Raw genomic sequence first — 22,295 nt, forward strand, 5'->3', positions numbered from 1 at the left:
TTCATGCCCAGGCGGCGGGCCGCGAGGGAGAGCCCCGTGGCCTTGGAGAGGCCGAGGGGGAGGAGTTCGACGATGCCCTCGCCGGCCATCGCGACGGTGACGAAACCGCCCGCGGCCTTGCGCGCGGCCTCGGCGAGCTCGTCGTCCGTCAGCGTGGGGTGCTGTATGTAGATCTTGTTCAGCGGGGCGGTCCAGAGATCGGACGCGTCCGTGAAGGGCGTCGCGGGAAGCGTGCCGGTGACCGCGTAACCGGGGCCCACCAGCACCTCGCCGTCCAGGCCGTCCCGGCTCGCCGCGAGGTACAGCGGGCCGACCTCCGCCTCGATCTTCGCCAGTGCCACGCCGGCCAGCTGCCGGTCCAGCGTCACCGAGGTCAACAGGCGGTGCTCACCGGCGTGGTAGACCTGCGCGCCCTGGCCGCAGACCGCGAGCCCGTCGTAGCCGAGGTCGTCGAGGATGTGCCGGGTCCAGGGGACCGCGCGGCCGGTCACGACGATGTGAGCGGCGCCCGCCGCGGTGGCCGCGGCGAGCGTCTCACGAGTGCGCCGCGAGACCGACTCGTCGGAGCGCAGCAGCGTTCCGTCGAGGTCGGTCGCGATCAGGCGGTAGGGGAAGCCCGGTGCGGCGGACGTACTCACTTGGCGACCGGCTCCAGGACCTCGCGGCCGCCCAGGTACGGGCGGAGCACCTCGGGGACCCGCACGGATCCGTCGGCCTGCTGGTGGTTCTCCAGGATCGCCACGATGGTGCGCGGTACGGCGCACAGCGTGCCGTTCAGCGTCGCCAGCGGCTTGACCTGCTTGCCGTCACGGACGCGGATCGACAGGCGGCGGGACTGGAACTCGGTGCAGTCCGAGGTGGAGGTCAGTTCGCGGTACTTGCCCTGCGTGGGGATCCACGCCTCGCAGTCGAACTTGCGGGCGGCCGAGGAGCCGAGGTCGGCGGAGGCCACGTCGATGACCCGGAACGGCAGTTCCAGCGACGTCAGCCACTGCTTCTCCCACTCCAGCAGGCGCTGGTGCTCGGCCTGCGAGTCCGCCGGGTCGACGTACGAGAACATCTCGACCTTGTCGAACTGGTGGACGCGGAAGATGCCCCGGGTGTCCTTGCCGTGCGAGCCGGCCTCGCGGCGGAAGCAGGGCGAGAAGCCCGCGTAGCGCAGCGGCAGGCGGTCCGCGTCGATGATCTCGTCCATGTGGTACGCGGCGAGCGGGACCTCGGAGGTGCCGACGAGGTAGAGGTCGTCGTCGGCGAGGTGGTAGACGTCCTGGGCCGCCTGGCCGAGGAAGCCGGTGCCGGCCATCGACTGGGGGCGGACCAGGGCGGGCGTCAGCATCGGGGTGAAGCCGGCCGCCGTGGCCTGTGCGATCGCCGCGTTCACCAGGGCGAGCTCCAGCAGGGCGCCCACGCCGGTCAGGAAGTAGAAGCGCGAGCCGGAGACCTTGGCGCCCCGCTCGACGTCGATCGCGCCGAGGATGTGGCCGAGCTCCAGGTGGTCCTTGGGCTCGAAGCCCTCGGCGCCGAAGTCACGCATGGTGCCGTGCGTCTCCAGCGTGACGAAGTCCTCCTCGCCGCCCACGGGCACCTCGGGGTGCACCAGGTTGCTGAGCTGGAGGAGGAGCTCCTTGGCCTCGGCGTCGGCCGTGTCGCGCTCGGCGTCGGCGGCCTTGACGTCGGCGGCGAGGGTGCTCGCCCTCTTCAGCAGCTCGGCCTTCTCGTCCGAGGAGGCCTTGGGGATGAGCTTTCCGAGCGCCTTCTGCTCGGCACGCAGCTCGTCGAAGCGGACGCCGGACGACCTGCGCCGCTCGTCGGCAGACAGGAGAGAGTCGACGAGCGCGACGTCCTCTCCACGGGCGCGCTGCGACGCACGCACACGGTCGGGGTCCTCACGGAGCAGGCGAAGGTCAATCACGTGACCCAGGCTACCGGTGCGGGGTCACGGCTCACGACTCACTATTCCGTGCTGCGTCGATTCGCGTCTTACGTTCCGTTATGAGGCAATTGCCGATCGTGTCAAGGAAAAGCGTCTCACTCCCCGGGACGGGGCATGCGGCAAGCGTCGGGTTGACTGGATTCCCTTGTCCGGAGCGGGACTTGGGCCGGGTCTCGTCCACAGAAATCCACAGCCCCGAAAAGTTATCCACAGGGTGTGCGAAAGATCTGTGGACATCGGAATCGATCATTCCGAGTCGGGTGCGCCCAAGGGGGAATTCCCGCCCCAAACCAGAGTCACGCCCACTTTCGGGTGGAAATGAGTCGCTCCAAAGGATGGCGGAAGGGAAACGGGTGGACGAAGAGTGACCTACGCGACTGTGGACGAATCCGGGGCCTGTAGGGCGATTTGTCGACTGAGTGGCGCTTCGTTGTCGACTTGTCCCCAGGTCGAGAAGCGCGCCTGTGGATAACTCCTGTGGATAACTAAAATATGCAGGTAGGAGCGGCTGGAAACGTTCTAGAAACGCCCGTCCTGGCATCGCGCCACCCAGTCCGCCGCCGACACGAACTCGTCATCCGAGGTCCCCGGGAACAGAGGGCGTACGTCCGCCACGTCCGCGTCCGCACGGGGGTACGAGCCGAGGAAGCGCACCTGGAGGCAGATCCGCTTGAGTCCCATCAGGGCTTCGGCGACCCGGCGGTCGGAGATGTGGCCCTCGGCGTCGATGCAGAAGCAGTAGTTGCCGATGCCCTCACCGGTGGGCCTGGACTGCAGCAGCATCAGGTTGATGCCCCGGGTGGCGAACTCACCGAGGAGGTCGCGCAGTCCGCCCGGGTGGTCGTCGCGCTGCCACAGCACGACGGACGTCTTGTCCGCGCCGGTCGGCGCCGCCGGACGGGCGGGCCGGCCCACCAGAACGAACCGCGTCTGGGCGTTCTCCGCGTCGTGGATCCCCGTCTCCAGGGCCTCCAGGCCGTACCGGGCGGCCGCGAACTCGCCCGCGAAGGCGGCGTCGTAGCGGCCCTCCTGGACCAGACGGGCCGCGTCCGCGTTGGAGGCGGCCGACTCCCAGGCGGCGTCGGGGAGGTTGTTCCTGAGCCAGTTGCGCACCTGCGGCTGGGCGGCCGGATGTGCGGAGACCGTCTTGATGTCGGACAGCTTGGTGCCGGGCCGGACCAGCAGCGCGAAGGTGATCGACAGCAGCACCTCGCGGTAGATGGTCAGCGGGGCGCCCGCGACCAGCTCGTCGAGCGTGGTGGTGATCCCGCCCTCGACGGAGTTCTCGATCGGCACGAAAGCGGCCTCGGCCTCACCCGCCCGCACCGCGTCGAGGGCGGACTGCACGGACACGTAAGGGATCAGCTCCCGGGTGGCCGCCTCGGGAAGCGTGCGCAGAGCGACTTCGGTGAAGGTGCCCTCAGGGCCGAGATACGCATAGCTCGCTGGCATGACCTCACCCTAATGGGCCTTGCGGAACCCGGCGTGCGCGTCTCACCACAGCCCCTCGGGTGAGTGAACCCGCGTGACCTCAGCCTTCCAGCAGCGGCTGCCCCACGTACTCCCCCTCGGCCGCTCCGCCCGGCACCGCGAACAGGCCGCTCGCCTCGTGGCGGATGAACCGGGACAGGGCGTCGCCCCGGTCGAGCTTGCGCTGCACGGGGACGAAGCCGCGCAACGGGTCGGCCTGCCAGCAGACGAAGAGGAGACCGGCGTCGGGGACCCCGTCGCCGTCGATGCCGTCGTGGTAGGAGAACGGGCGCCGGAGCATCGCCGCGCCCCCGTTCTGGTCCGGCCGCGTGATCCGGGCGTGCGCGTTGAGGGGAACGACCAGATTGCCCTGGGCGTCGGTCTTCTCCAGGTCCATCGCGGTCGTCTCGGTGCCCCCGGACAGCGCCGCCCCGTCGGACTTGCGGCGCCCGATGACGTCCTCCTGGGCCTTGATCGAGAGCTGCTCCCAGTCGTCGAGGAGCATGCGGATACGGCGTACGACGGCATAGGAGCCGTCGGCCATCCACGACGGGTCGCCCGAGCCGGAGGAGGGTACGAAGATCCGCCGGTCGAAGTCGGACTCGGCGGGCTTGGGGTTGCGGGTGCCGTCGAGCTGGCCCATCAGGTTGCGGGCCGTCATGGGGTGCGCGGTGGCGCCGGGCGTGCGGTTGAAGCCGTTCATCTGCCAGCGGACGCGGGCCGCGCTGCCCGCGTCCTTCTGGATCGCCCGCAGCGCGTGGAAGGCGACCAGCGCGTCATCGGCGCCGATCTGTACCCACAGGTCGCCGTCGCTGCGCCTCTTGTCGAGGTGGTCGGAGGAGAAGTCGGGCAGCGGGTCCAAGGAGGCAGGGCGCTGTTTCTCCAGCCCGGTCCTGGCGAAGAAGCTGTGGCCGAAGCCGAAGGTGACGGTGAGGGAGGACGGACCGGCGTCCCGGGCGACGTCCGTGTCGTCCGGCGTCGCCGCCTCGCCCGCCATCAGCCGGCCGGCGGTCTGTGACCACCGGCGCAGCAGCGCGGCGGCCTCCTTGCGGCCGGCCCCCGCCCTCAGGTCGAACGCGACGAGATGGCCGCGGGCCTGGAGGCCCTGGGTGATGCCGGGCTGATGTTTCCCGTGAAACATCACCTGGCCGTCGCCCACGGAGGTGAGCGGGGTGGCCTCGGCCGGGCGGGCGGCGTAGCCCACGGCCCCGCCGGCCGCACCGAGGACGAGCCCGGTGGCGCCGGCGGTGCTGAGCAGCTTCCGCCGCGAGAGGTTCTCCGCACGAGGAGCGGCCTGGTCGGAGGTGGCCGCCTCTGGAGCCGCGTCGGGAGTACGGGCCTCCGGAATGGACTGGTCAGGCATGGTGATGGTTCAGCCGATCTGCGCGTTCTTGGAGACGGTCGTCTGGTCGATGTCGGAGGTCCGCACGGTCACGGCGACCTTCCAGTCGCCGGCCACGGGGATCTGCACTCCGCTCGCCGCCCAGTGCCCGGTGGTGATGTGGTCGGGGACGACGGGCAGCGGCCCGATGTCCTTGGCCTCCAGGGTGAAGGCGATCTTCACTTCGGGGACGTCGAAGGCACGGCCGTTGGGCCGCTGTACGTAGACGTGCATCTCGTTGGCGCCCACGCGCGCGGGATCCAGGTCGACGGTGACGACGCCCTTGCCGTCCTCGCCGCCGGTGTCGAACGTCATGTCCAGGGTCACCGCCCCGGAGGACGGGGCGGTGGAGGAGGACGAAGCAGAGGTCGCCGCCTTGGCCGCTTCCTCGGTGCGGCCGGGTTCGGTCTGTGTCAGCACGGTGGTCACGGCGAGCAGCACGACCGCGACGCCCGCCTCGGCGAGCACCGAGCGGCGCAGCCCGAACCGGTTGGGGTCGGCGTCCCGCTCCCGCTTGTCCCGTGCCGCGTCCATCGCCGCCCGCTGCCGGGCGAGTTGCGCGGCTCGCTCGGAGCCGACGCCGTCGGACGCGCCGGCCCCCTCGGCGTCCCGCACGTCGTCGGATGCTCCGGCACCGCTCTCGGAGTCCTGGGCACCGTCCTCGGTACCCGCTGCGTCCCCGGTGGCCTCCCTGGCGCCGCCCTCCGCGTCTCCCGAGTCCGGTGACGCCCCCGGGCCGTCCTTGGCGCCCGCGGCCCCGGTACGCGCCGCGACCCGCTCCTTGTGCGGTGCGCTCTCGGCCCGCTGGACCGCCGTGTCCGCCAGCCGTGCCGTCCACCGGCGTGAGATGTACGCGACGCCCACGAGCAGCGCCACGAGTCCGATCTTGACGAGCAGCAGCTGGCCGTACCGCGTGTCGGTGAAGGCCGACCAGGAGCCCAGCTGGCGCCACGACTGGTAGGTCCCGGTCAGCACCAGCGCGACCACGCTGCCGAAGGCGACGGCGGAGAAGCGGCGTACTGCGGTCGCGTCGACGGGGGTGTCCGCGGGTGCCCGGTACAGCGCGACGAGCAGGGCCGTGAGCCCGCCGAGCCAGGCCGCGACGGCCAGCAGGTGGACGATGTCGACCGGCATGGCGATGCCCGCCTGGAGGCCGACCGAGGCGTGCTCGGACATCGCCCAGCTCGCGGCGAGCCCGGCGGCCACGACGGTCCCGCCGACGGCGAGCCCGAAGGTGAGGTCCCGCTTCTCCTGGTCCTCGCGCTTGTCGTACGCGCCGAAGAGGACCGCGATGAACAGCGCGGCCGCGGCGAGCAGCATCAGCCGGGAGACCAGCGCCGCGCCCGTCTTGGTCTGCAGCACCTGTCCGAGCAGGTCCAGGTCGAAGATGTCGCCGACCTTGCCGGAGCCGGTGTAGGAGCCGCGCAGGAGCAGCAGCAGGAGCGTGGCGGAGGTGAGCGTGAGCCAGCCGGAGACGACCAGCCGCTGCATGGCCCGTACGCCGGAGCCGCGCTGCCAGCAGGCGAGGACGAAGGCCGCCCCGCCGGCCAGGACGACGAACCCGGCGTACGACAAGTACCGACCGAGCCCGTACAGCCAGCCGACGACCCCGCCGCCCGCCGTGTCGCCGGAGACCGAGACGGAGGTGGACGAGGGCGCGCCGACGGAGAAGGTGTAGGCGCCGGCGACGGGGTGACTGTCCGCGGACACGACCTGGTAGGCGACGGTGTAGGTGCCGTCGGGCAGGCCGCTGTGGAGCCGGACGGAGTACGTCGTCCCGCTCACGTTGGACGGCTTGCCGTTCTGGACGGGCTTGCCCTTGGGGTCGAGCACGCGCAGCGAGTCGGCGGACAGCAAGACCTGTTCGGAGAAGGTCAGCGAGACCTGGGTGGGTGCCTTGTCGACCACCACCCCCTGCTGGGGGTCGCTGCCGGTCAGCGCGGCGTGCGCGGAGGCCGGCGCGGCCCCGGCCAGCAGCAGGCCGGCCGCGGCCAGGAGCAGCAGCACCAGGGTCCGGACGCGGGGGGTGATGGTCTGGGTCAAGGTGATCCCTCCGTCAGTGTCCGGTCTTCGGGACGTACGTCGCCGACTTCACCGGCATCTTCACGACGACCGGGTCGGCCCCGGCGAAGTGCAGCTCGACGGAGACGGTCTGGCCCTGTTCGGGCTTGTGTTTCAGCTTGTCGAACATCAGGTGGTTGGCGCCGCTCTTGAACGCGAGGCGTCCGTGGGCGGGGATGGAGAAGCGGGTGAGCTCCTCCATCGCGCCCCCGACCGTCTCGTGCATGGTGACCTCGCCGATGTCGCTGGTGACCGAGACCAGTTCGGCCTTCTTGCCGGTGTCGTTGACGATCGTCAGGTAGCCGGCCGCCATGTCGTCGGACACCGGCTGCGGCATGTAGGCGCCGGAGACGGAGATGTCGCCGCCTGTGCTGTCGGAGCCGGAGCCGGAGTCCGAACCGCAGCCGGTCAGCACCAGGGCCGCGGTGAGCACCGCGGCGGGCACCGCGAGCGGCCTCACGGCTTCTCACCCTTGACGAGCTTGGGAAGGTCCTTGGTGTAGTCGTCGACGGTGGCGTCCTCGCCGTAGAGGACGTAACCCGCGTCGGTCTTCGGGGAGAACGCGACGACCTGGGTGCCGTGCACGGAGACGGCCTTGCCGGTCTTCTTGTCCTTGTGCGTCGGCTCGATGGAGATGCCGAGGGTGCGGGCGCTCGCCTGGATGGTGGCGAAGTCGCCGGTCAGGCCGACGAACCGGCTGTCGATGCCCTTGAGCCACTTGCCGAGCTCGGAGGGGGTGTCGCGGTCCGGGTCGGTGGTCACGAAGATCACGCGCAGCTCGTCCTGTTCGGACTTGGGCAGCGACTTCTTGGCGACGGCGATGTTGTTCATCGTCAGGGGGCAGATGTCGGGGCAGTGCGTGTAGCCGAAGTACAGCAGCGTCGGCTTGCCCGCGGTCTCCTTGCGGAGGTCGTACTTCTTGCCCTGGGTGTCGGTCAGGACCAGGTCCGGCTTTTCGAAGGGCTGGTCGAGGACGGTGGCGGCCTTGTCCGAGCCGGCCTCCTCGGAGACCACGGAGACCGGTGAGCCGCTGTCGTTCTCGCTGCCGCACGCGGTCAGGGTCAGAGTGGCGGCGGCGAGCAGCGCGGCCGCGGCGAACGTCTTCTTGCGCATAGAAACATTTCCCAGATGTGGTGGTACCGGACGGCACCGGGGTCGCTCCGCAGGTCGACTCACGGTCGGCGGGCGGTCGTGAAGACCCCGGTGCGCACCGGGCGGGTGAGCGTCAGGCGTCGGTACGCCGACGTCCGGCGAGCACGCCGTACGCCACGCCCACCACGCCGATGACGATGCCGACGACGCCCAGGACGCGGGCGGTGGTGTCGCTGCTGTCGGCGGGGGCGGCGGTCTCGGCGGAGGCCTTCTCCGCGTCGTCGTCGGCCTTCTCGGTGGCCTCCGCGGTGGCGGACGAACCGTGGTGTCCGTCCTCGGAGGCGGCGGAGAGCGTCAGCACGGGCGCCGGGTTCTCGGGCTCCTCGGCGCCGTCCTCCTGTTCCTCGATCCAGCGGACGACCTCCTTGTTGGAGTACGTCTGGATCGCCTTGAAGACGAGTTCGTCGGTGTCCTCGGGCAGCGCGCCGACGGAGACGGGGAACTTCTCGAAGTAGCCGGGCTCCACGCCCTTGCCGGTCGCCGTCCAGGTGATCTTGGAGACCGCCTCGGTGAGCTGCCGGCCGTGCGCCTCGATGGGCTTGTCGAGCTTGGACTTGGTGACCTTGACGTCCCAGCCGGCCATCGGTTCCGGCATGACGGAGGAGAGCGGGTGGTCGGTCGGGAAGTTGACCTCGAGTTTGGTGGTCGAGGCGTCGTCGCGCTCGTTGGGGACCTTGAAGTCGATGACCGCGTAACCGCCCTTGGCGGCGGTGCCCTCGGGCTGCACGCTCACGTGTGCGAACGCGGGCGAGGACAGGACGACGACGGCCGAGGCGGCGACGGCGCCGGCGGCGGCGAGACGAGAGGCCTTCATGAGGAGCACTCCACTCCGAGAGGCACCGGGATTCCCGGTGACGAAGCTGATGACGTGATGACGGTGATGAAGAGGGGTACGCGTGCGCGTGCGTCACCGATCATCCGGAACACGGAGACACGGGAACACGGACACACGCGCGTGCCGCACGACGGCGTCCCTCTCCACGGCTGTGCAAGGAGGTGGAGTTACGGTCGCGTCGCGTCAGGCGGCGAGAAGGAGCGCGGCGGCGGTCGGCGGCCCGCGCCTGGTCACCGTGTGCTGGAGTGCGGTGGTGCGCAGGGGTGGTGGCGCGAGCAGCGCGGTACGCGGGATGCGCGGACCGGCCCCGGGTGTGCCCGGCAGTCCGGCTCGCAGGGCACGCACCAGCGCGAGCGCCCCGCGCAGGGAACGTACGAGCGCCCCTTCGGCGACTGTGTGCGCCGACAGCGTGGACATCTCCATGAGCCGCACCAGCGCCATGTCCCCGCGACGCAGCAGCCATCCGGCGGCGATGCCCGCCAGGACGTGGCCGAGCAGCATCGGCAGGGAGGGCAGCAGCGCCGTGGAGGAGCCCGCGGTGGTGGACAGGGCGTCCGCGGGGTGGTGCGCGGCGCCCGCCGCCGTGCCCGTACCCGCCCCCGGGTAGATCCGGGCGTTCACGAGGATCTGGTGGGCCTGGGCCGGGCTGATCGCCGCGGCCGTGGTCCCGCACACGAAGCGCGCGGCCTGCTCGACCAGCGCGGCGTCGGACAACGACGACACCGAGGACGCGGAGGACGCGGAGGCCGCTGAGGCCGCGGAGGACATGCCGGACGTGGACGCCAGCACCGCCGCACCGCCGGTCGCGCTCGCCGCCGTGCCGTGCTGTCCCAGTCCGAACAGCACGTGCAGCACGGTCTGTCCGAGGGTGAGGAGCGCCGCTGTGCCCGGCAGCGAACGCTCGCGTCCGGCGAGCGGTGCCACGACCAGGAAGGCCCCCAGGAAACCCGCGCCCAGCGTCCACGGCGGAACCGTGGCGCAGGAGGCCACGCTGTGACCGGCCGCGGCCAGCACGACGCAGACCGCGGCGAACACCGCGGCCCGCAACACCCGGAGATCGCCTCCGGAGCGCGCTGTACGAGTGTGGGGGGCAGTCATGGCGGGCTCATCATCGCACTGGCCTCATGACCGCCATACGGCAGGTCCACAAGATGACGTACGCGACGTACAGCCGGAAGGTCACGTTCTGCCACAAGGCGTCCCACATACACCGGTGGCAGTCACGGGCACATCCCCCATATGGGCGGCATCACGTCAACTGTGTGCTTACACCCCGGCACTGGCGGCAATACGTAACGGTATGTCGAGCCGCGGCCGGGAGGCTGGAGCATGAGCATCTGGTGGTCACTCCATCTGCGGCGCGAGGCTGCGAGCGTTCCGCTCGCCCGGCGGCTGCTGCTCGGCACCATGGAGACGGCGGGCGTCGACCCCGACATCTCCTACGACCTCTCCCTGGCCCTCAGCGAGGCCTGCGCGAACGCCGTGGAGCACGGCGGCGACGGCGGGCACGAGGGACTCTCGGAGGCGTACCGGGTCACCGCCTACCTCGACGGCGAGAAGTGCCGTATCGAGGTCGCCGACTCCGGTCCCGGGTTCCCCGCGGTGCGGACCCGGCCGGCCACCTGTCCGGTGCCCGTGGAGGACGAGAACGGCCGCGGTCTGTGTCTCATCCAGGAACTCGCCGACCACGTCCACATCGGCAACAAGCCCGGCCGGCGGGGCGCGGTGGTGAGCTTCGACAAGATCCTGAAGTGGAGGAAGGACGCGCCGCTGATCGCGGTGTGACCGCGGCGACCGCGAACGCGCACCGCCCCCCCGAGGATGCGCGGTGCGCGTTCATACTCTGCGCACAGCGAGGGCTCAGGTTCCTGACGGTCGTCCTTCCTATGTTCATGGACATGACGGGAAAACACAAAGACACCTCCCTCACCCGGCGCCGCGCCCTAGCGGTGACCGGGGGCACGGTCGCGGCCGGCGGTCTCGCCGTGGCGGGGTACCAGTCGGCCTTCGCCGACGACGCGACGACCACCGCCGAGGCCGGGGCCACCGCGTCGGCGACCTCCACCGGCGGCGCGTGCATGACACTGATGTCGAGCGTCACCGAGGGGCCGTACTACCTGGACGGCGCCCTGGTCCGCAAGGACATCAGCGAGGGCAAGAGCGGCGTCCCGCTGACCCTGCGCCTGACCGTCGTGGACGCCACCGACGGCTGCACCCCGGTGCCCGGCGCGGCCGTCGAGATCTGGCACTGCGACGCCTGGGGCTACTACTCCGGCTACACCACCGCCAACCCCGGCGGCTCCGCGCCCGCGGAGAGTGAGGACGGCTCGACCGCGAACGACAACACCTATCTGCGCGGCTACCAGATCGCCAACGCCAACGGGGTCGTCAAGTTCGAGACGATCTTCCCGGGCTGGTACACCCCGCGCACCTGCCACATCCACCTCAAGGTGCACACCGGCGGCCAGAAGGAGGACGGCACCTACGAGGGCGGCAAGGTCAACTACACCGGCCAGCTGTTCTTCGCCGACGCCATCGCCGAGGAGATCTTCACGCTGGAGCCGTACGCGCAGCACTCCGGCAGCTACACCGTGCTCGCCGACGACATGGTCTACGACGGTGGCGGCGCGTCCAGCGGTCTGCTCACCCTCAAGGCCGTGCACAGGAAGGACCCCTCCAAGGGCTACAAGGGTTCCCTGACGCTCGGCGTCGACCCCGACGCGGAGAACACCGGGGCGGGCGGTGGCGGCGGCGGTACGCCCCCGAGTGGCGCCCCGAGCGACGCCCCGACCGGCACTCCGCCGAGCGACAGTGCCTCCCCGTCGGCCTCCGCGTCCTCGTAGCGCGTGAACAGCCGCGAGGACGACGCGCTGGCCCAGGCCGCCGTGGCGGCCCTGACCGGGCAGCTGGCGCTGGCCCCCAAGCCCGGCCTGCCCGACCCGCGTGACCTCGGCGCGTCACGGACCCGGGTGGACCACCGCGCTCTGCGCTGGTCCGCCAAGGCACTCACGCCCGGCCTCGCGGCGATGGCGGCCGCGGCCCGCCGCACGGGCGAACCCTCGCCCCAGCTCCGCATCGAACTGGGGGCGATCGGCCGCTGCGCCGAGCACTCGGTGGGCCTGGCCGGCGGCGGCCACCGCGGTGCCCTGTGGGCGCTCGGCCTGCTGGTCGCCGCGGCCGCCCTCGAACCCCGGGCCGGGGCGCGTGAGGTGGCCGCGGCCGCCAAGCGGATCGCCGCCCACCCCGACCGGCGCGCGCCCCGGCGCCCCTCGCGCGGCTCGTCCATCTCGGCGAAGTACGGCGCCGCGGGGGCGCGCGGCGAGGCCCGCGCCGGATTCCCGCACGTACGGCGGGCGTTGGACGCCCTCGCCGCCGCCCGCTCGGCCGGCGCGGGTGAGGAGGAGGCCCGGCTGGACGCCCTGGTCACCGTGATGTCCACCCTCCAGGACACCGAACTCCTGCACACCGCGGGCCCGATCGGCCTGCGGCACGTCCAGGCGGGCGCCCGCGGGGTCCTCGACGCGGGCGGTACGGCGACGGAGGCGGGCCGCGCGGCTCTGTACGCCCTCGACGCCGACCTGCACGCGCGCGCGTGGAGCCCCCGCGGCAGCGCGGGGCTGCTCGCGGGGGCACTGTTCCTGGACTCGCTTCCGGTGCCGGTCAGTTCACGGGAACGGCCCGCCTGACATCCCCCTCGCGGCCGGCGGCCCGACGGGTCGCCGGCCCCATCGCGTACGACGCCACCAGCGTCGCCCCGCCCAGCAGCAGCCACCCCGCGGTCCCCCACCCGAGCAGCAGCGAGGTCAGGACCAGCGGACCCAGGGTGCGGGCCACGGTCACGCCCGTCCCGAAGAAGCCCTGGTACTCGCCGACGCGATCGGCCGGGGCCAGGTCGAAGGACAACTGCCAGGACCCGGCCGACTGTCCCATCTCGGCGGCCACCTGCAGCACCGCCCCCACCACCAGCGCGCCCACGGCCACCCACGGCGACGCCCCCGCCGACAGCGCGAACACCGCGCACGCCGCGAGCATCACCCACCCCGACCGCCGCACCGCGCGCGTGGCCGTCGCGCGTCCCGTGACCCCGCGCGCCATCCGGACCTGGAACACCATCACCGCCCCGGTGTTGAGCACGAACAGCGCGGAGACCAGCCAGGTGGGGGCGTCGGTGCGCTCGGCGATCCACAGCGGCAGCCCGAGGCTGAGCAGCGGCATGCGCAGCAGGAGGACGGTGTTGAGCAGCGTGAGGAGGGCGTAGGGGCGATCACGCAGGACACCCAGGTCACGGCGCCTGGTACGGGTCACGGGCGCCACCGAGGGCAACCGCGCCAACAGCCCGGCGCAGAGCAGGAAACCCACCGCGTCCAGCGCGAACACCCCGAGATACGCCGCCCGCGTCCCGGCGTGCAGGGCGAGCCCGCCCAGGCCCGCGCCGACGGCGAGCCCGGCGTTGAGCGTCGACTGGAGGTGTGCGAGCAGCCCCGTGCGCTCCCCGGCGGACACCAGCCCCGCCAGCAGGGCCTGCCGGGCCGCGGCGAGCCCCGACTGGGCGGAGGCGTAGGCGCAGGCGGCCACCAGGAACGGCACGAAGTCCCGGACGGCCAGGAAGGACGCCACCGCGAGCCCGGTGGCCAGCGCCAGCAGCACCGCGGTGCCCCGCGCCCCACGCCGGTCGGCGAGCCGTCCCAGCGGCACCCCCACCAGCGAGCCCACCGCCCAGGCGACGGTCAGCCCGAGCCCCACGCGCGCGGGGGCGAGTCCGACGACGTGGGTGAAGTACAGCGCCGACGTCACGTAGTAGGCGCCGTCACCGACGGAGTTGGCCAACTGGGCCAGGGCCAGGACGCGTTGCGGGCCCGCGGGCGGGACGAGTGAGTTCGTCATGGGAACGACACTAGAAGCGCGGTGGGCCTCTCTTAAGGCCCAATAGGTGCCCGTTTCAGTGGCCCAATTCCAGCACCTTGCCCAGCACGTCCAGGGCCTGCGGATACACCCGCTCCCGAGGCGTCCCGTACCCCACGACCAGCCCCTGCGGCCGTCCCGCGACGCCCGGGGTGTGCCAGTGCTCCCCGAGGTGCCCCACCGCGAGGCCCTCCTCCGCCGCCCGCGCCAGCACCTCCGCCTCGTCGCGGACCTCCACCAGCGCGTGCAGCCCGGCCGCGATCCCGCGTACCCGCCGACGCGCCCCCAGCCGGTCCAACAACTGGTCCCGGCGCCGCCGGTAGCGCAGCCGGCAGGCGCGCACATGACGGTCGTAGGCATGACTGTCGATCAGTTCGGCCAGGGCCAACTGCCCGAGGGACTCGGTGTGGTGGTCGCTGTGCAGCTTGGCGTCGGCGACCGCGCCGACCAGGTCCGGCGGCAGCACCATCCAGCCGAGCCGCAGCGCGGGCCCGAGCGTCTTGGACGCGGTGCCCAGGTAGGCCACGTGTCCCGGTGCCATGCCCTGGAGCGCGCCGACGGGCTGCCGGTCGTAGCGGAACTCCCCGTCGTAGTCGTCCTCGACGATCAGACCGCCACGCGCGCGTGCCCAGTCGGTGAGCGCCCGCCGCCGTTGCGGATGCAGGGTCACGCCGGTCGGGTACTGGTGCGCGGGTGTGACGACGACGGCCGAGGCGTCTGCCAAGTCCTCGACGACAACGCCCCGTTCGTCCACCAGCGCCGGCACCACCCTGCCACCGCCCCGCCGCACCACCTCCCGGTGGAAGGGCAGCCCGGGGTCCTCCATGGCTACCGTGCCGCCCTCCAGCACCCGCGTGAGCAGCGAGAGGCCCTGCACATAGCCGGAGGTGACCACGATCCGCTCCGGCGGCGCGATCACCCCGCGCGCCCGCCCCAGGTATCCCGACAGCGCCGTCCGCAGCTCGATCCGGCCGCGCGGATCGCCGTAGTCGTACGCCCGCGAGGGCGCCGTCGCGATGGCGCGCCGCAGCGCCCGCAGCCAGGCCGCCGCCGGAAACGTCCCCACGTCCGGGCTCCCCGGGCGCAGATCGAACCGCGGCACACGCGCGCGTGCGGCGGTCTCCGGCGTGGGGGCGTCGACGGCGGGCAGCGAGGCGACCCGGGTGCCAGAACCCTGCCGCGCGGTCAGGTACCCCTCGGCGACGAGCTGGTCGTAGGCGGCCTTCGCGGTCCCCCGCGATATCCCGAGCTCGGCCGCGAGCCGCCGGGTGGCCGGCAGCCGGTCCCCGGGCGCGAGCCGCCCGTCCCGTACGGCGTCCCGCAGGGCCCGTTCGAGACCGGCCCGGCGTCCGTCGGCCGCGTCCGGCTCCAGATGCAGATCGACACCGGACCAGAACGCGTCCACCGATGAACCCCCGTGAGTGCGCGCGCCCCGAAGGGCGCGGGTAACCGCGCGGCCAGTCACGGACGACCCGTGGACGGAAATGGCCGGGCACCTCACTGGTACCCGGCCATCCCGCTCGTATCAGCCCTTCAGGGCGGCCATCCAGGACTCCACCTCGTCGGAGCGCCTGGGAAGGCCCGCCGACAGGTTCCGGTTCCCGTCCTCGGTGACGAGGATGTCGTCCTCGATCCGCACGCCGATGCCCCGGTACTCCTCCGGCACGGTCAGATCGTCGGCCTGGAAGTACAGCCCGGGCTCGACCGTCAGCACCATGCCCGGCTCCAGCGTGCCGTCGACGTACGACTCCACGCGCGCGGCGGCGCAGTCGTGGACGTCCATGCCGAGCATGTGCCCCGTGCCGTGCAGCGTCCACCGGCGCTGCAGGCCCAGCTCCAGTACCCGCTCGACCGGCCCCTCGACCAGACCCCACTCCACGAGCCGCTCGGTCAGCACGCGCTGCGCCGCGTCGTGGAAGTCCCGGTACTTGCCGCCCGGCTGCACGGCCGCGATACCGGCCTCCTGGGCGTCGTACACGGCGTCGTAGATCTTCTTCTGGATCTCGCTGAAGCGACCGTTGACCGGCAGCGTGCGCGTGATGTCGGCGGTGTAGTACGTGTGCGTCTCGACGCCGGCGTCGAGCAGCAGCAGGTCGCCGGAGCGCACCTGGCCGTCGTTGCGCACCCAGTGCAGCGTGCAGGCGTGCGGGCCGGCCGCGGCGATCGTGCCGTAGCCGACGTCGTTGCCCTCCACGCGTGCGCGGAGGAAGAAGGTGCCCTCGATGTACCGCTCGGAGGTGGCCTCGGCCTTGTCGAGGACCCTGACCACGTCCTCGAAGCCGCGCACTGTCGAGTCGACCGCCTTCTGCAGCTCGCCGATCTCGAACTCGTCCTTGACCAGTCGCGCCTCGGAGAGGAAGACCCGCAGCTCCTCGTCGCGCTCGGCGGTGACCTTGTCGGTCAGGGCGGCCTCGACGGCGGCGTCGAAGCCACGCACGACCCGCACCGGGCCGGTGGCCTCACGCAGCGCGTCCGCCAGCTCGCGCACGTCGGAGGCCGGGATGCCGTGGAGCTTCTCCGCCTCGGTCAGCGAGTGCCGGCGGCCCACCCACAGCTCGCCCTGGCCGGAGAGCCAGAACTCGCCGTTGTCCCGGTCGGAGCGCGGCAGGAGGTAGATCGTCGCCTGGTGGCCGTCGGAGGTCGGCTCCATGACCAGGACGCCGTCCTCGGTCTGGTTGCCGGTGAGGTACGCGTACTCGACGGAGGCCCGGAAGGCGTACTCGGTGTCGTTCGAGCGGGTCTTCAGGTTGCCCGCGGGGATCACCAGGCGCTCGCCCGGGAAGCGTGCGGACAGCGCGGCGCGGCGGGCGGCGGTCTCGGCGGCCTGGGCGATCGGCTCCAGGTCGTGGAGCTCCGTGTCGGCCCAGCCGGACCTCATGCTCTCGGCGAGCTCGTCGGACACGCCCGGGTACAGGCCGTTCTTGCGCTGCTTGATCGGCTCTTCAGACTCAGTCTCCGGGGTCTCCGGATCGAGCTCGTCGGCCACGGTCATCCTCCTTGATACGGCACTGGACCCCCTCCATCGTACGGTCGTACGGAAGGGGGCCCAGGGCCGAATGACCTGTTACACGAGCGTCCGCGGGCGACTACTCGAAGTGAGCGGCGAGCAGGACCACGTCCTCCTCGCTGTCGGCCTCGTCCAGCCCGTCCGGCAGCACGGTGCGCAGCACGTGGTCGGCGATCGCCTCCGGGTCGCGCCGCAGCGCCTTCGGAACGCCGGCCGCGGCGGCGTGCAGCCGGGCGAAGGCGCGGTCGGTGGGGTCGCCGGTGCGGTGCAGCAGTCCGTCGGTGTAGAGCAGCACGGTCTCGCCGGCCTCGGCCTGGAGCTCCACGCTCGGTGCCTCCCAGCAGGCGAGCATCCCTAGCGGCGCGGACACGGAGGTCTCCACGAACTCGGTGCGCCGCTCGCCGACCAGCAGCGGCGGGCAGTGTCCGGCACCGGCCAGCGTGATCTTGCTCAGCGCGGGCTCGCAGTAGGCGAACAGGGCGGTGGCGGAGCGGGCCGGCTCGGTCAGCCTGAGCAGCAGCTCCAGGTCGGACAGGACGGCTACCGGGTCCTCGCCCTCCATCACGGCGTACGCCCGCAGGGACGCTCTGAGGCGTCCCATCGCGGCGATCGCGCTGGGCCCGGAACCCGTCACCGAGCCCACGGCGAGGCCGAGCGCGGCGTCCGGCAGGGGCAGCGCGTCGTACCAGTCGCCGCCGCCGCGTGGGCCGGTGCGGTGCCGGGCGGCGAGCCGTACGCCCGCTACGCGGGGGAGCCGGGACGGCAGCAGCTCCTCGGAGATCGTCGCCATGCACGCGCGCGTGCGCTCGACCTCCAGGAGCCGCGCCAGGTGCTCGCCGGCGTACCGGGCGTACAGGCCCACCAGGTGGCGCTGCCGCTCGGTGGGCTCGGCGGGCTCGTCGTAGAGCCATACGGCGGCGCCGAGGCGGCCGGCCGTCTCCGTGGACGCGTCGGCCGTGAGGGGCAGCGCGTAGCTCGCGGCGTAACCGAGGCGGGCGGCGACCTCGCGGTGCCGGGGGTCGAGCTTGTCCTCCGCGAACAGGTCCGGTTCGGCGATCTCGGCGTCGCCGCCGGGCAGTCCGTCGAGGATGCGGCCGTATGACAGGGAACTGCGCGGCACGGTCTCGATGTGGCCGAGGTCGGCGCGGGCCAGGCCGAGGCCGATGGTGGTGTCGGGGCCGAGCCCGTCGCCCGGCTCCAGTACGACCAGTCCGCGGCGGGCGCCCACCAGGGACGCTCCGGCGCGCAGCAGTTCCTGGAGCGCGTCGGACAGCGCGTCGGTGCGGGCCAGGCGTTCGGTGAGTTCGTGCAGGGTCGTGAGGTCGGAGACCCAGCCGGCGAGGCGGTCCTGCAGCAGTGCCCCCGGCGCGTTGGGTGAGAGCACCGCAGAGGCACCCGAGGCGGCAGGCGCGGGCGCGACAGTGTGTGCGGGTGCGGGAACCGTTGAATCGATTCCGGCCACTTTCGGAGGGTGAGGGGCGTTCATGGCGTCCGGCTTTCCGACCGGTGCGTATTGCTCAAAAGCATCGCAAACCCCCATGTCATTCTGCGCCGCTAGCAGTGTCTCCACATGTACACGCACTCGTGAGGGGATGTCCAGCATTGTCCTGCCGGGATTCCTGGTGTCCGTGGGCTGACAGTGCACCACTTGCCAAAAAGCGAAGTTGGCCTAAAACTGCCTCGGGTAAGGCCTTATTGCGGTCGACTGGCTCTGCTCCACGGAGCGTCACATCGGTCGTGATGGGTACGTACTCGGAGAAGGCCAGGGGTGGTTGGGAACCTCCCGGAACCTGGCGACGGACCCGGGCGTCTTAGCCACCGACGACCGAGCCCCATCCTCCCGCGGCGGAGGCGAAGAGAAATACGCGGAACGCAAAACGCCAGACTTCGCCACCCCCACGCCAGGCCCACGCTTTTGATAGACCGCAGAGTGGGCGAGGCTGCCGCGGACGTAGCTCCACGCTCGGCTCATAGGGGTTCCCCTTGTCTCCGACAGGGGTGTGATGCGCCAACAGGTACGCACAGTGAAGTGATCGACACATGGTGTGATGTGGTCCTCGGTGTTGCCAGCGGTGCAACGGAAAGGAACGAGCGCTCATGCGCGAGATCCTCGGAAAGCGACGCAGGCTCCTGTCCCAGCGCAGTGACGGAAGGCCTGAGTTGATCAGCGCGGCCCTGACCTTCGCGACGGAATGGCAGTGGCCCGTACTCCCGGGCGTGGCGGGTGACCCGCAGGGGCGGGCCCGCTGCGGCTGCCCCGACGCCGAGTGCACGGTGCCCGGTGCCCATCCCTTCGACCCGGGGCTCCTCGCGGCCACCACCGACGCGCGCATGGTGCGCTGGTGGTGGGGAAACCGCCCCGCGGCCCCGATCGTCCTGGCCACCGGCGGCAACGCACCCTGTGCGGTCAGCCTGCCGGCGCTCCCGGCGGCCCGCGCCCTCGCCGCGCTCGACGCCCAGGGCATGCGCCTGGGCCCGGTCGTCGCCTCGCCCACCCGCTGGGCGCTGCTGGTGAAGCCGTACTCCCTGGAGCAGCTCGGCGAACTGCTGTACGCCCAGGACCACGTCCCCGGCTCCCTCCGCTTCCACGGTGAGGGCGGCTACCTGGCCCTGCCCCCGTCGGAGACCGGGCAGGGCGAGATCCGCTGGGAGCGCGCTCCGCTTCCCGGCTCGGCCTCCCCGTGGGTGCCCGACGTGGAGGCCGTGGTGGACGCGGTCGTCGAGGCTCTCACTCGTACGGGTGTGAGCGCACCCGAGTTGTAGGGGGTGTCGGGCGCGGGCGGAACCGGACGCGTGCCCCGCTGGCTATCTTGCGGTCTATGAACCTTCGTCTGCTCGCCCTCGCGGGCGTCGTGGCGTGCGCGGTCGCGCTGCCGCTGGCCATGGCGTCCGCGGGACAGGTGGGCGACGAGGGGAACCCGCTCGCCCGCGACGCCGTGCGGCCCGCCCCGCACCCCCGCGCCTCCGCGCCCGCCGACGCGCGCGATGCCGTACGGCCTTCCGCGCCCGCCGACGCCAAGGCGCCCTCCGCCGAACCGGCCGACTCCCCGCTGCTGCTCGGCCTCGGCCTGGCCACCGCCGCCCGCTGCGGCCCCGAACTCACCTCCCCCGACGGGGTGGAGGCACAGACGTGTGTTCTCACGCAGGGTGAGGAGAGCTGGGCCCGCACCTACTACCGCAACGCGACCGGTGGCGCGCTGGATTCGGTGCTGAGCCTCATGGGGCCCGGCGGGCGCACCGTGCAGATCCACTGCGCGGTCGGGGCCGACGACGAGCCGGGAACCTGCGAGACGCCCCGGGAGGCCACCCGGGGAAACCTGGAGGGGTACACGGCGGTGGCGGAGTTCGCGGCGCGCGGTGGAACGGGGCCGCTGCTGCTGCGGTCCGGCAGCAACTCAGAGGCGGCTACGGGTAGTTGACGCACGACGTCGTTGCGTAAAGAACATGCGGACATGCAAAGACCCGGTTGCTGGCGACGGGGGATGCACCAGCAACCGGGCTACTCGAACGGTAACAAGAGATCCGCCGTTCGCAAATTCGAGCTCGGCTGTTGCTCGGCTATTTGGCCACCGACTCGCTTGCGGAGAAGGGGAGTTGTAAGCGGAGTCACTGGTTCCGCCAGGGCGGGTGCGGCTGAACGACCGGTCAGCCGCACCCGATCCGCTCAACTCAGCGTGACCTGCCGGTTGGTGAGGCCGCCGCGCGCGCGGCGCTCGTCCGCGGTCAGCGGCGCGTCCGTGGCCAGCGCGCCGGAGAGACGCTCGGCGAACTCGGCGGCGGGCTTCTCGATGTCCTCCGCGCCGACCCCGCTCGGCAGGTCCCAGACGGGCACGGTGAGCCCGTGAGCGCGGAAGGAGCCCACCAGGCGGGTGCCTTCGCCGAGGTTCGAGCGGCCCGCCGCGTGCAGTCGCGCGAGGGCGTCCAGAAGTTGCTCCTCCGGGTGCGGCATGACCCAGCGCAGGTGGTTCTTGTCCGGCGTCTCGCACCAGTACGCGGCGTCCACGCCGGTCAGTCGCACGGTCGGGATGGCCGCGGCGTTGGCCCGCTCCAGGGAGGCGGCCACCTCCGGTGTGGCGTTCTCCGCGTCCGGGACCCAGAACTCGAAGCCCGGGTGCACAACTGGCTCGAACGCGCCTTCGGCGTCGAGCAGTTCCTGCAGCCGCGGACCGTCCGCCGGGGCGCGGCGGGACTGGACCGGGGTGCCGGGGTCCGCGGTGAGCGCGCGCTGGAGGGTGTCGGCGAGGTCGCGGCTGATGTCGCCCGACGCCGTGTCGTTCTGCAGGCCGAGCAGGACCGAGCCGTCGTCGCGGCGCAGGGCGGGCCAGGCCATCGGCAGGACCGTTGCCAGCGTGACCGACGGGACGCCCTCGGGGAGGCCGTCCTTCAGGGTGAGTCCGACCGTGGCGGCCGGCACCAGCTCGCGCAGGGCGACCCAGTCGCACTCGCCGGGCAGCCCCTCGAAGGGGCGCTGTACCAGCTCGGTCGCGGCGTGCTGGGCGGCCCGGCCGTGACAGGCCTTGTAACGGCGGCCGCTGCCGCAGGGGCAGGGCTCGCGGGCGCCGACGACCGGGATCTCGGCATCGCTGAGCTGCGGCCGCTTGGCCTTCGTCTGGGGGCGCTTCTTGGCCATCGTGCGTGTCTCCCGGTTACGGCTCGTCTCGTACGGGCGCGAGCCTAGCCCTTCGCGTCGCCGCCGACCGGAGCCTGTGGACAACGCGGCCTACGTGCCGACCTGTGGACAACGCGTCGGAACATCCGGGGATCAGGTGGTTCAGTCCAGGTCGTCGAAGGCGTCCGCGAAGCTCAGCCCGGACATCTCGGGTATGACCGCGACGGCGGGTGCCGTGACGCGCGTAGCGAAGTCGTCCCGACGATGACCGGCGTCCGGATCATGGACGTCCTCGTGGACGACGACCCAGACCGTGACCTCGCCGCGGGCGTCGTCCCGTACACCCCAGTCGTCGGCCAGCGCGGTGATGATGTTCAGCCCGCGGCCGCCGTGCGCGGTGACCGAGGGCGTGGCCGGAGCCGGGCGGGTGGGCCCGCCCCCGTCCGTGACCTCGACCGTGAGCCTGCCGCCCGTGTCCACGCGCCACGCGGCCCGGACGTCGCCGTCCCCGGCCAGGGCGTCGCCCAGTGGGCGGCCGTGTTTGCAGGCGTTGCTCAAGAGTTCGGAAAGGATCAGTACGGCGTCGTCGATGACCGTCTCCGACACCCCGCCCGTGCGCAACTGCGTACGCATGCGGTGCCTCGCCTTGCCCACGCCCGCAGGGCCATGGGGTACGGCCATGCTCGACGACGCGGGCACCTCCTGTGCCACCACCAACGCCACCCCCGAGACCTCCTTTGCCCCACGCCACGGTGTGGATGCCCCATTGGCCTGTACCGGAAACCGGCCAATCCGCGACCGGCGACGCATTCACACTGATCGAACACGTACCGAACGCGCCGGAGCACTCCCTGTAGCTGCCTGGCTGGATTTCGTTGGTGTGGCCGAGATCGGAGGATGGGGCCAGTGGGGCCACCGGGTCAAGAGTCGTGCGGCACGCGCGCG

The 22,295-nt window shown here is 72.0% G+C and carries 20 protein-coding genes; 5 read left to right on the forward strand and 15 right to left on the reverse strand.

What is annotated here, in order from left to right:
* The 9 genes from AQJ84_RS17195 to AQJ84_RS17235 all read right to left on the reverse strand — a co-directional run.
* The coding region (locus tag AQJ84_RS17195) for an HAD family hydrolase (RefSeq protein WP_059198835.1) at nucleotides 1-638 on the reverse strand (638 nt) is incomplete at its 3' end.
* A complete protein-coding gene (gene serS, locus AQJ84_RS17200; RefSeq protein ID WP_037803321.1) occupies nucleotides 635-1,912 on the reverse strand; it encodes a serine--tRNA ligase in 1,278 nt (425 codons plus the stop codon). The genes AQJ84_RS17195 and serS, both read right to left, overlap by 4 nt.
* Nucleotides 1,913-2,452: 540 nt before the next feature.
* The gene (gene pheA, locus AQJ84_RS17205; RefSeq protein WP_030041802.1) at nucleotides 2,453-3,385 is read right to left on the reverse strand and encodes a prephenate dehydratase; all 933 of its coding nucleotides are present in this window, start codon (nucleotides 3,383-3,385) and stop codon (nucleotides 2,453-2,455) included.
* Between the two features lie 79 nt (nucleotides 3,386-3,464).
* Nucleotides 3,465-4,766, reverse strand: coding sequence for an iron uptake transporter deferrochelatase/peroxidase subunit (gene efeB, locus AQJ84_RS17210; RefSeq protein ID WP_030041803.1), 1,302 nt, complete (start codon nucleotides 4,764-4,766; stop codon nucleotides 3,465-3,467).
* Between the two features lie 9 nt (nucleotides 4,767-4,775).
* Nucleotides 4,776-6,827, reverse strand: a complete 2,052-nt coding sequence (locus AQJ84_RS17215; RefSeq protein ID WP_030041804.1) for a copper resistance CopC/CopD family protein — start codon at nucleotides 6,825-6,827, stop codon at nucleotides 4,776-4,778.
* Between the two features lie 13 nt (nucleotides 6,828-6,840).
* A complete protein-coding gene (locus AQJ84_RS17220) occupies nucleotides 6,841-7,305 on the reverse strand; it encodes a copper chaperone PCu(A)C (protein WP_030041805.1) in 465 nt (154 codons plus the stop codon).
* Complete coding sequence (locus tag AQJ84_RS17225) at nucleotides 7,302-7,958, reverse strand: SCO family protein (RefSeq protein WP_030041806.1); 657 nt, start codon at nucleotides 7,956-7,958, stop codon at nucleotides 7,302-7,304. The genes AQJ84_RS17220 and AQJ84_RS17225 overlap by 4 nt, the downstream gene beginning before the upstream one ends.
* 112 nt (nucleotides 7,959-8,070) lie before the next feature.
* Nucleotides 8,071-8,811 (reverse strand): YcnI family copper-binding membrane protein, encoded by a 741-nt coding sequence (locus AQJ84_RS17230; protein ID WP_030041807.1) that lies wholly within the window; start codon nucleotides 8,809-8,811, stop codon nucleotides 8,071-8,073.
* A 204-nt stretch (nucleotides 8,812-9,015) separates the two neighbouring features.
* A complete protein-coding gene (locus tag AQJ84_RS17235; protein ID WP_030041808.1) occupies nucleotides 9,016-9,930 on the reverse strand; it encodes a hypothetical protein in 915 nt (304 codons plus the stop codon).
* 231 nt (nucleotides 9,931-10,161) lie between these two features.
* Here AQJ84_RS17235 and AQJ84_RS17240 point away from each other — a divergent pair, with 231 nt between their 5' ends.
* From AQJ84_RS17240 to AQJ84_RS17250, 3 genes are all read left to right on the forward strand, one after another.
* On the forward strand, nucleotides 10,162-10,617 hold the full coding sequence (locus AQJ84_RS17240) for an ATP-binding protein (RefSeq protein WP_030041809.1): 456 nt from the start codon (nucleotides 10,162-10,164) through the stop codon (nucleotides 10,615-10,617).
* 113 nt (nucleotides 10,618-10,730) lie between these two features.
* Nucleotides 10,731-11,675 (forward strand): intradiol ring-cleavage dioxygenase, encoded by a 945-nt coding sequence (locus tag AQJ84_RS17245; RefSeq protein ID WP_225877302.1) that lies wholly within the window; start codon nucleotides 10,731-10,733, stop codon nucleotides 11,673-11,675.
* Between the two features lie 3 nt (nucleotides 11,676-11,678).
* Nucleotides 11,679-12,518, forward strand: coding sequence for a triphosphoribosyl-dephospho-CoA synthase (locus AQJ84_RS17250; RefSeq protein ID WP_030041811.1), 840 nt, complete (start codon nucleotides 11,679-11,681; stop codon nucleotides 12,516-12,518).
* Here the strand turns inward: AQJ84_RS17250 and AQJ84_RS17255 are convergent.
* The 4 genes from AQJ84_RS17255 to AQJ84_RS17270 all read right to left on the reverse strand — a co-directional run bounded on the left by AQJ84_RS17255 (nucleotide 12,493) and on the right by AQJ84_RS17270 (nucleotide 18,344).
* Complete coding sequence (locus AQJ84_RS17255; RefSeq protein WP_030041812.1) at nucleotides 12,493-13,716, reverse strand: MFS transporter; 1,224 nt, start codon at nucleotides 13,714-13,716, stop codon at nucleotides 12,493-12,495. The two genes, AQJ84_RS17250 and AQJ84_RS17255, sit on opposite strands and share 26 nt — an antisense overlap.
* A 55-nt stretch (nucleotides 13,717-13,771) precedes the next feature.
* The gene (gene pdxR / locus AQJ84_RS17260; protein WP_030041813.1) at nucleotides 13,772-15,139 is read right to left on the reverse strand and encodes a MocR-like pyridoxine biosynthesis transcription factor PdxR; all 1,368 of its coding nucleotides are present in this window, start codon (nucleotides 15,137-15,139) and stop codon (nucleotides 13,772-13,774) included.
* Nucleotides 15,140-15,259: 120 nt separating this feature from the next.
* Nucleotides 15,260-16,726 (reverse strand): aminopeptidase P family protein, encoded by a 1,467-nt coding sequence (locus tag AQJ84_RS17265; RefSeq protein ID WP_030041814.1) that lies wholly within the window; start codon nucleotides 16,724-16,726, stop codon nucleotides 15,260-15,262.
* Nucleotides 16,727-16,820: 94 nt separating this feature from the next.
* The gene (locus tag AQJ84_RS17270; RefSeq protein WP_198536400.1) at nucleotides 16,821-18,344 is read right to left on the reverse strand and encodes a PP2C family protein-serine/threonine phosphatase; all 1,524 of its coding nucleotides are present in this window, start codon (nucleotides 18,342-18,344) and stop codon (nucleotides 16,821-16,823) included.
* A 494-nt stretch (nucleotides 18,345-18,838) separates the two neighbouring features.
* On the opposite strand from AQJ84_RS17270, the gene AQJ84_RS17275 reads away from it, so the two are divergent.
* Both AQJ84_RS17275 and AQJ84_RS17280 read left to right on the forward strand, forming a co-directional pair.
* Nucleotides 18,839-19,504, forward strand: a complete 666-nt coding sequence (locus AQJ84_RS17275) for a bifunctional DNA primase/polymerase (protein ID WP_030041816.1) — start codon at nucleotides 18,839-18,841, stop codon at nucleotides 19,502-19,504.
* A 56-nt stretch (nucleotides 19,505-19,560) separates the two neighbouring features.
* On the forward strand, nucleotides 19,561-20,160 hold the full coding sequence (locus tag AQJ84_RS17280; protein ID WP_030041817.1) for a hypothetical protein: 600 nt from the start codon (nucleotides 19,561-19,563) through the stop codon (nucleotides 20,158-20,160).
* Between the two features lie 245 nt (nucleotides 20,161-20,405).
* On the opposite strand, the gene AQJ84_RS17285 is transcribed toward AQJ84_RS17280, so the two are convergent.
* Entirely contained in the window at nucleotides 20,406-21,371 is a 966-nt protein-coding gene (locus AQJ84_RS17285) for a DUF5926 family protein (protein WP_053193049.1), read from the reverse strand.
* Between the two features lie 141 nt (nucleotides 21,372-21,512).
* Nucleotides 21,513-22,160, reverse strand: a complete 648-nt coding sequence (locus AQJ84_RS17290; protein WP_030041819.1) for an ATP-binding protein — start codon at nucleotides 22,158-22,160, stop codon at nucleotides 21,513-21,515.
* Nucleotides 22,161-22,295 lie beyond the last annotated feature (135 nt).

Source organism: Streptomyces resistomycificus, from assembly GCF_001514265.1.
In the GTDB taxonomy this organism is placed as follows: domain Bacteria; phylum Actinomycetota; class Actinomycetes; order Streptomycetales; family Streptomycetaceae; genus Streptomyces; species Streptomyces resistomycificus.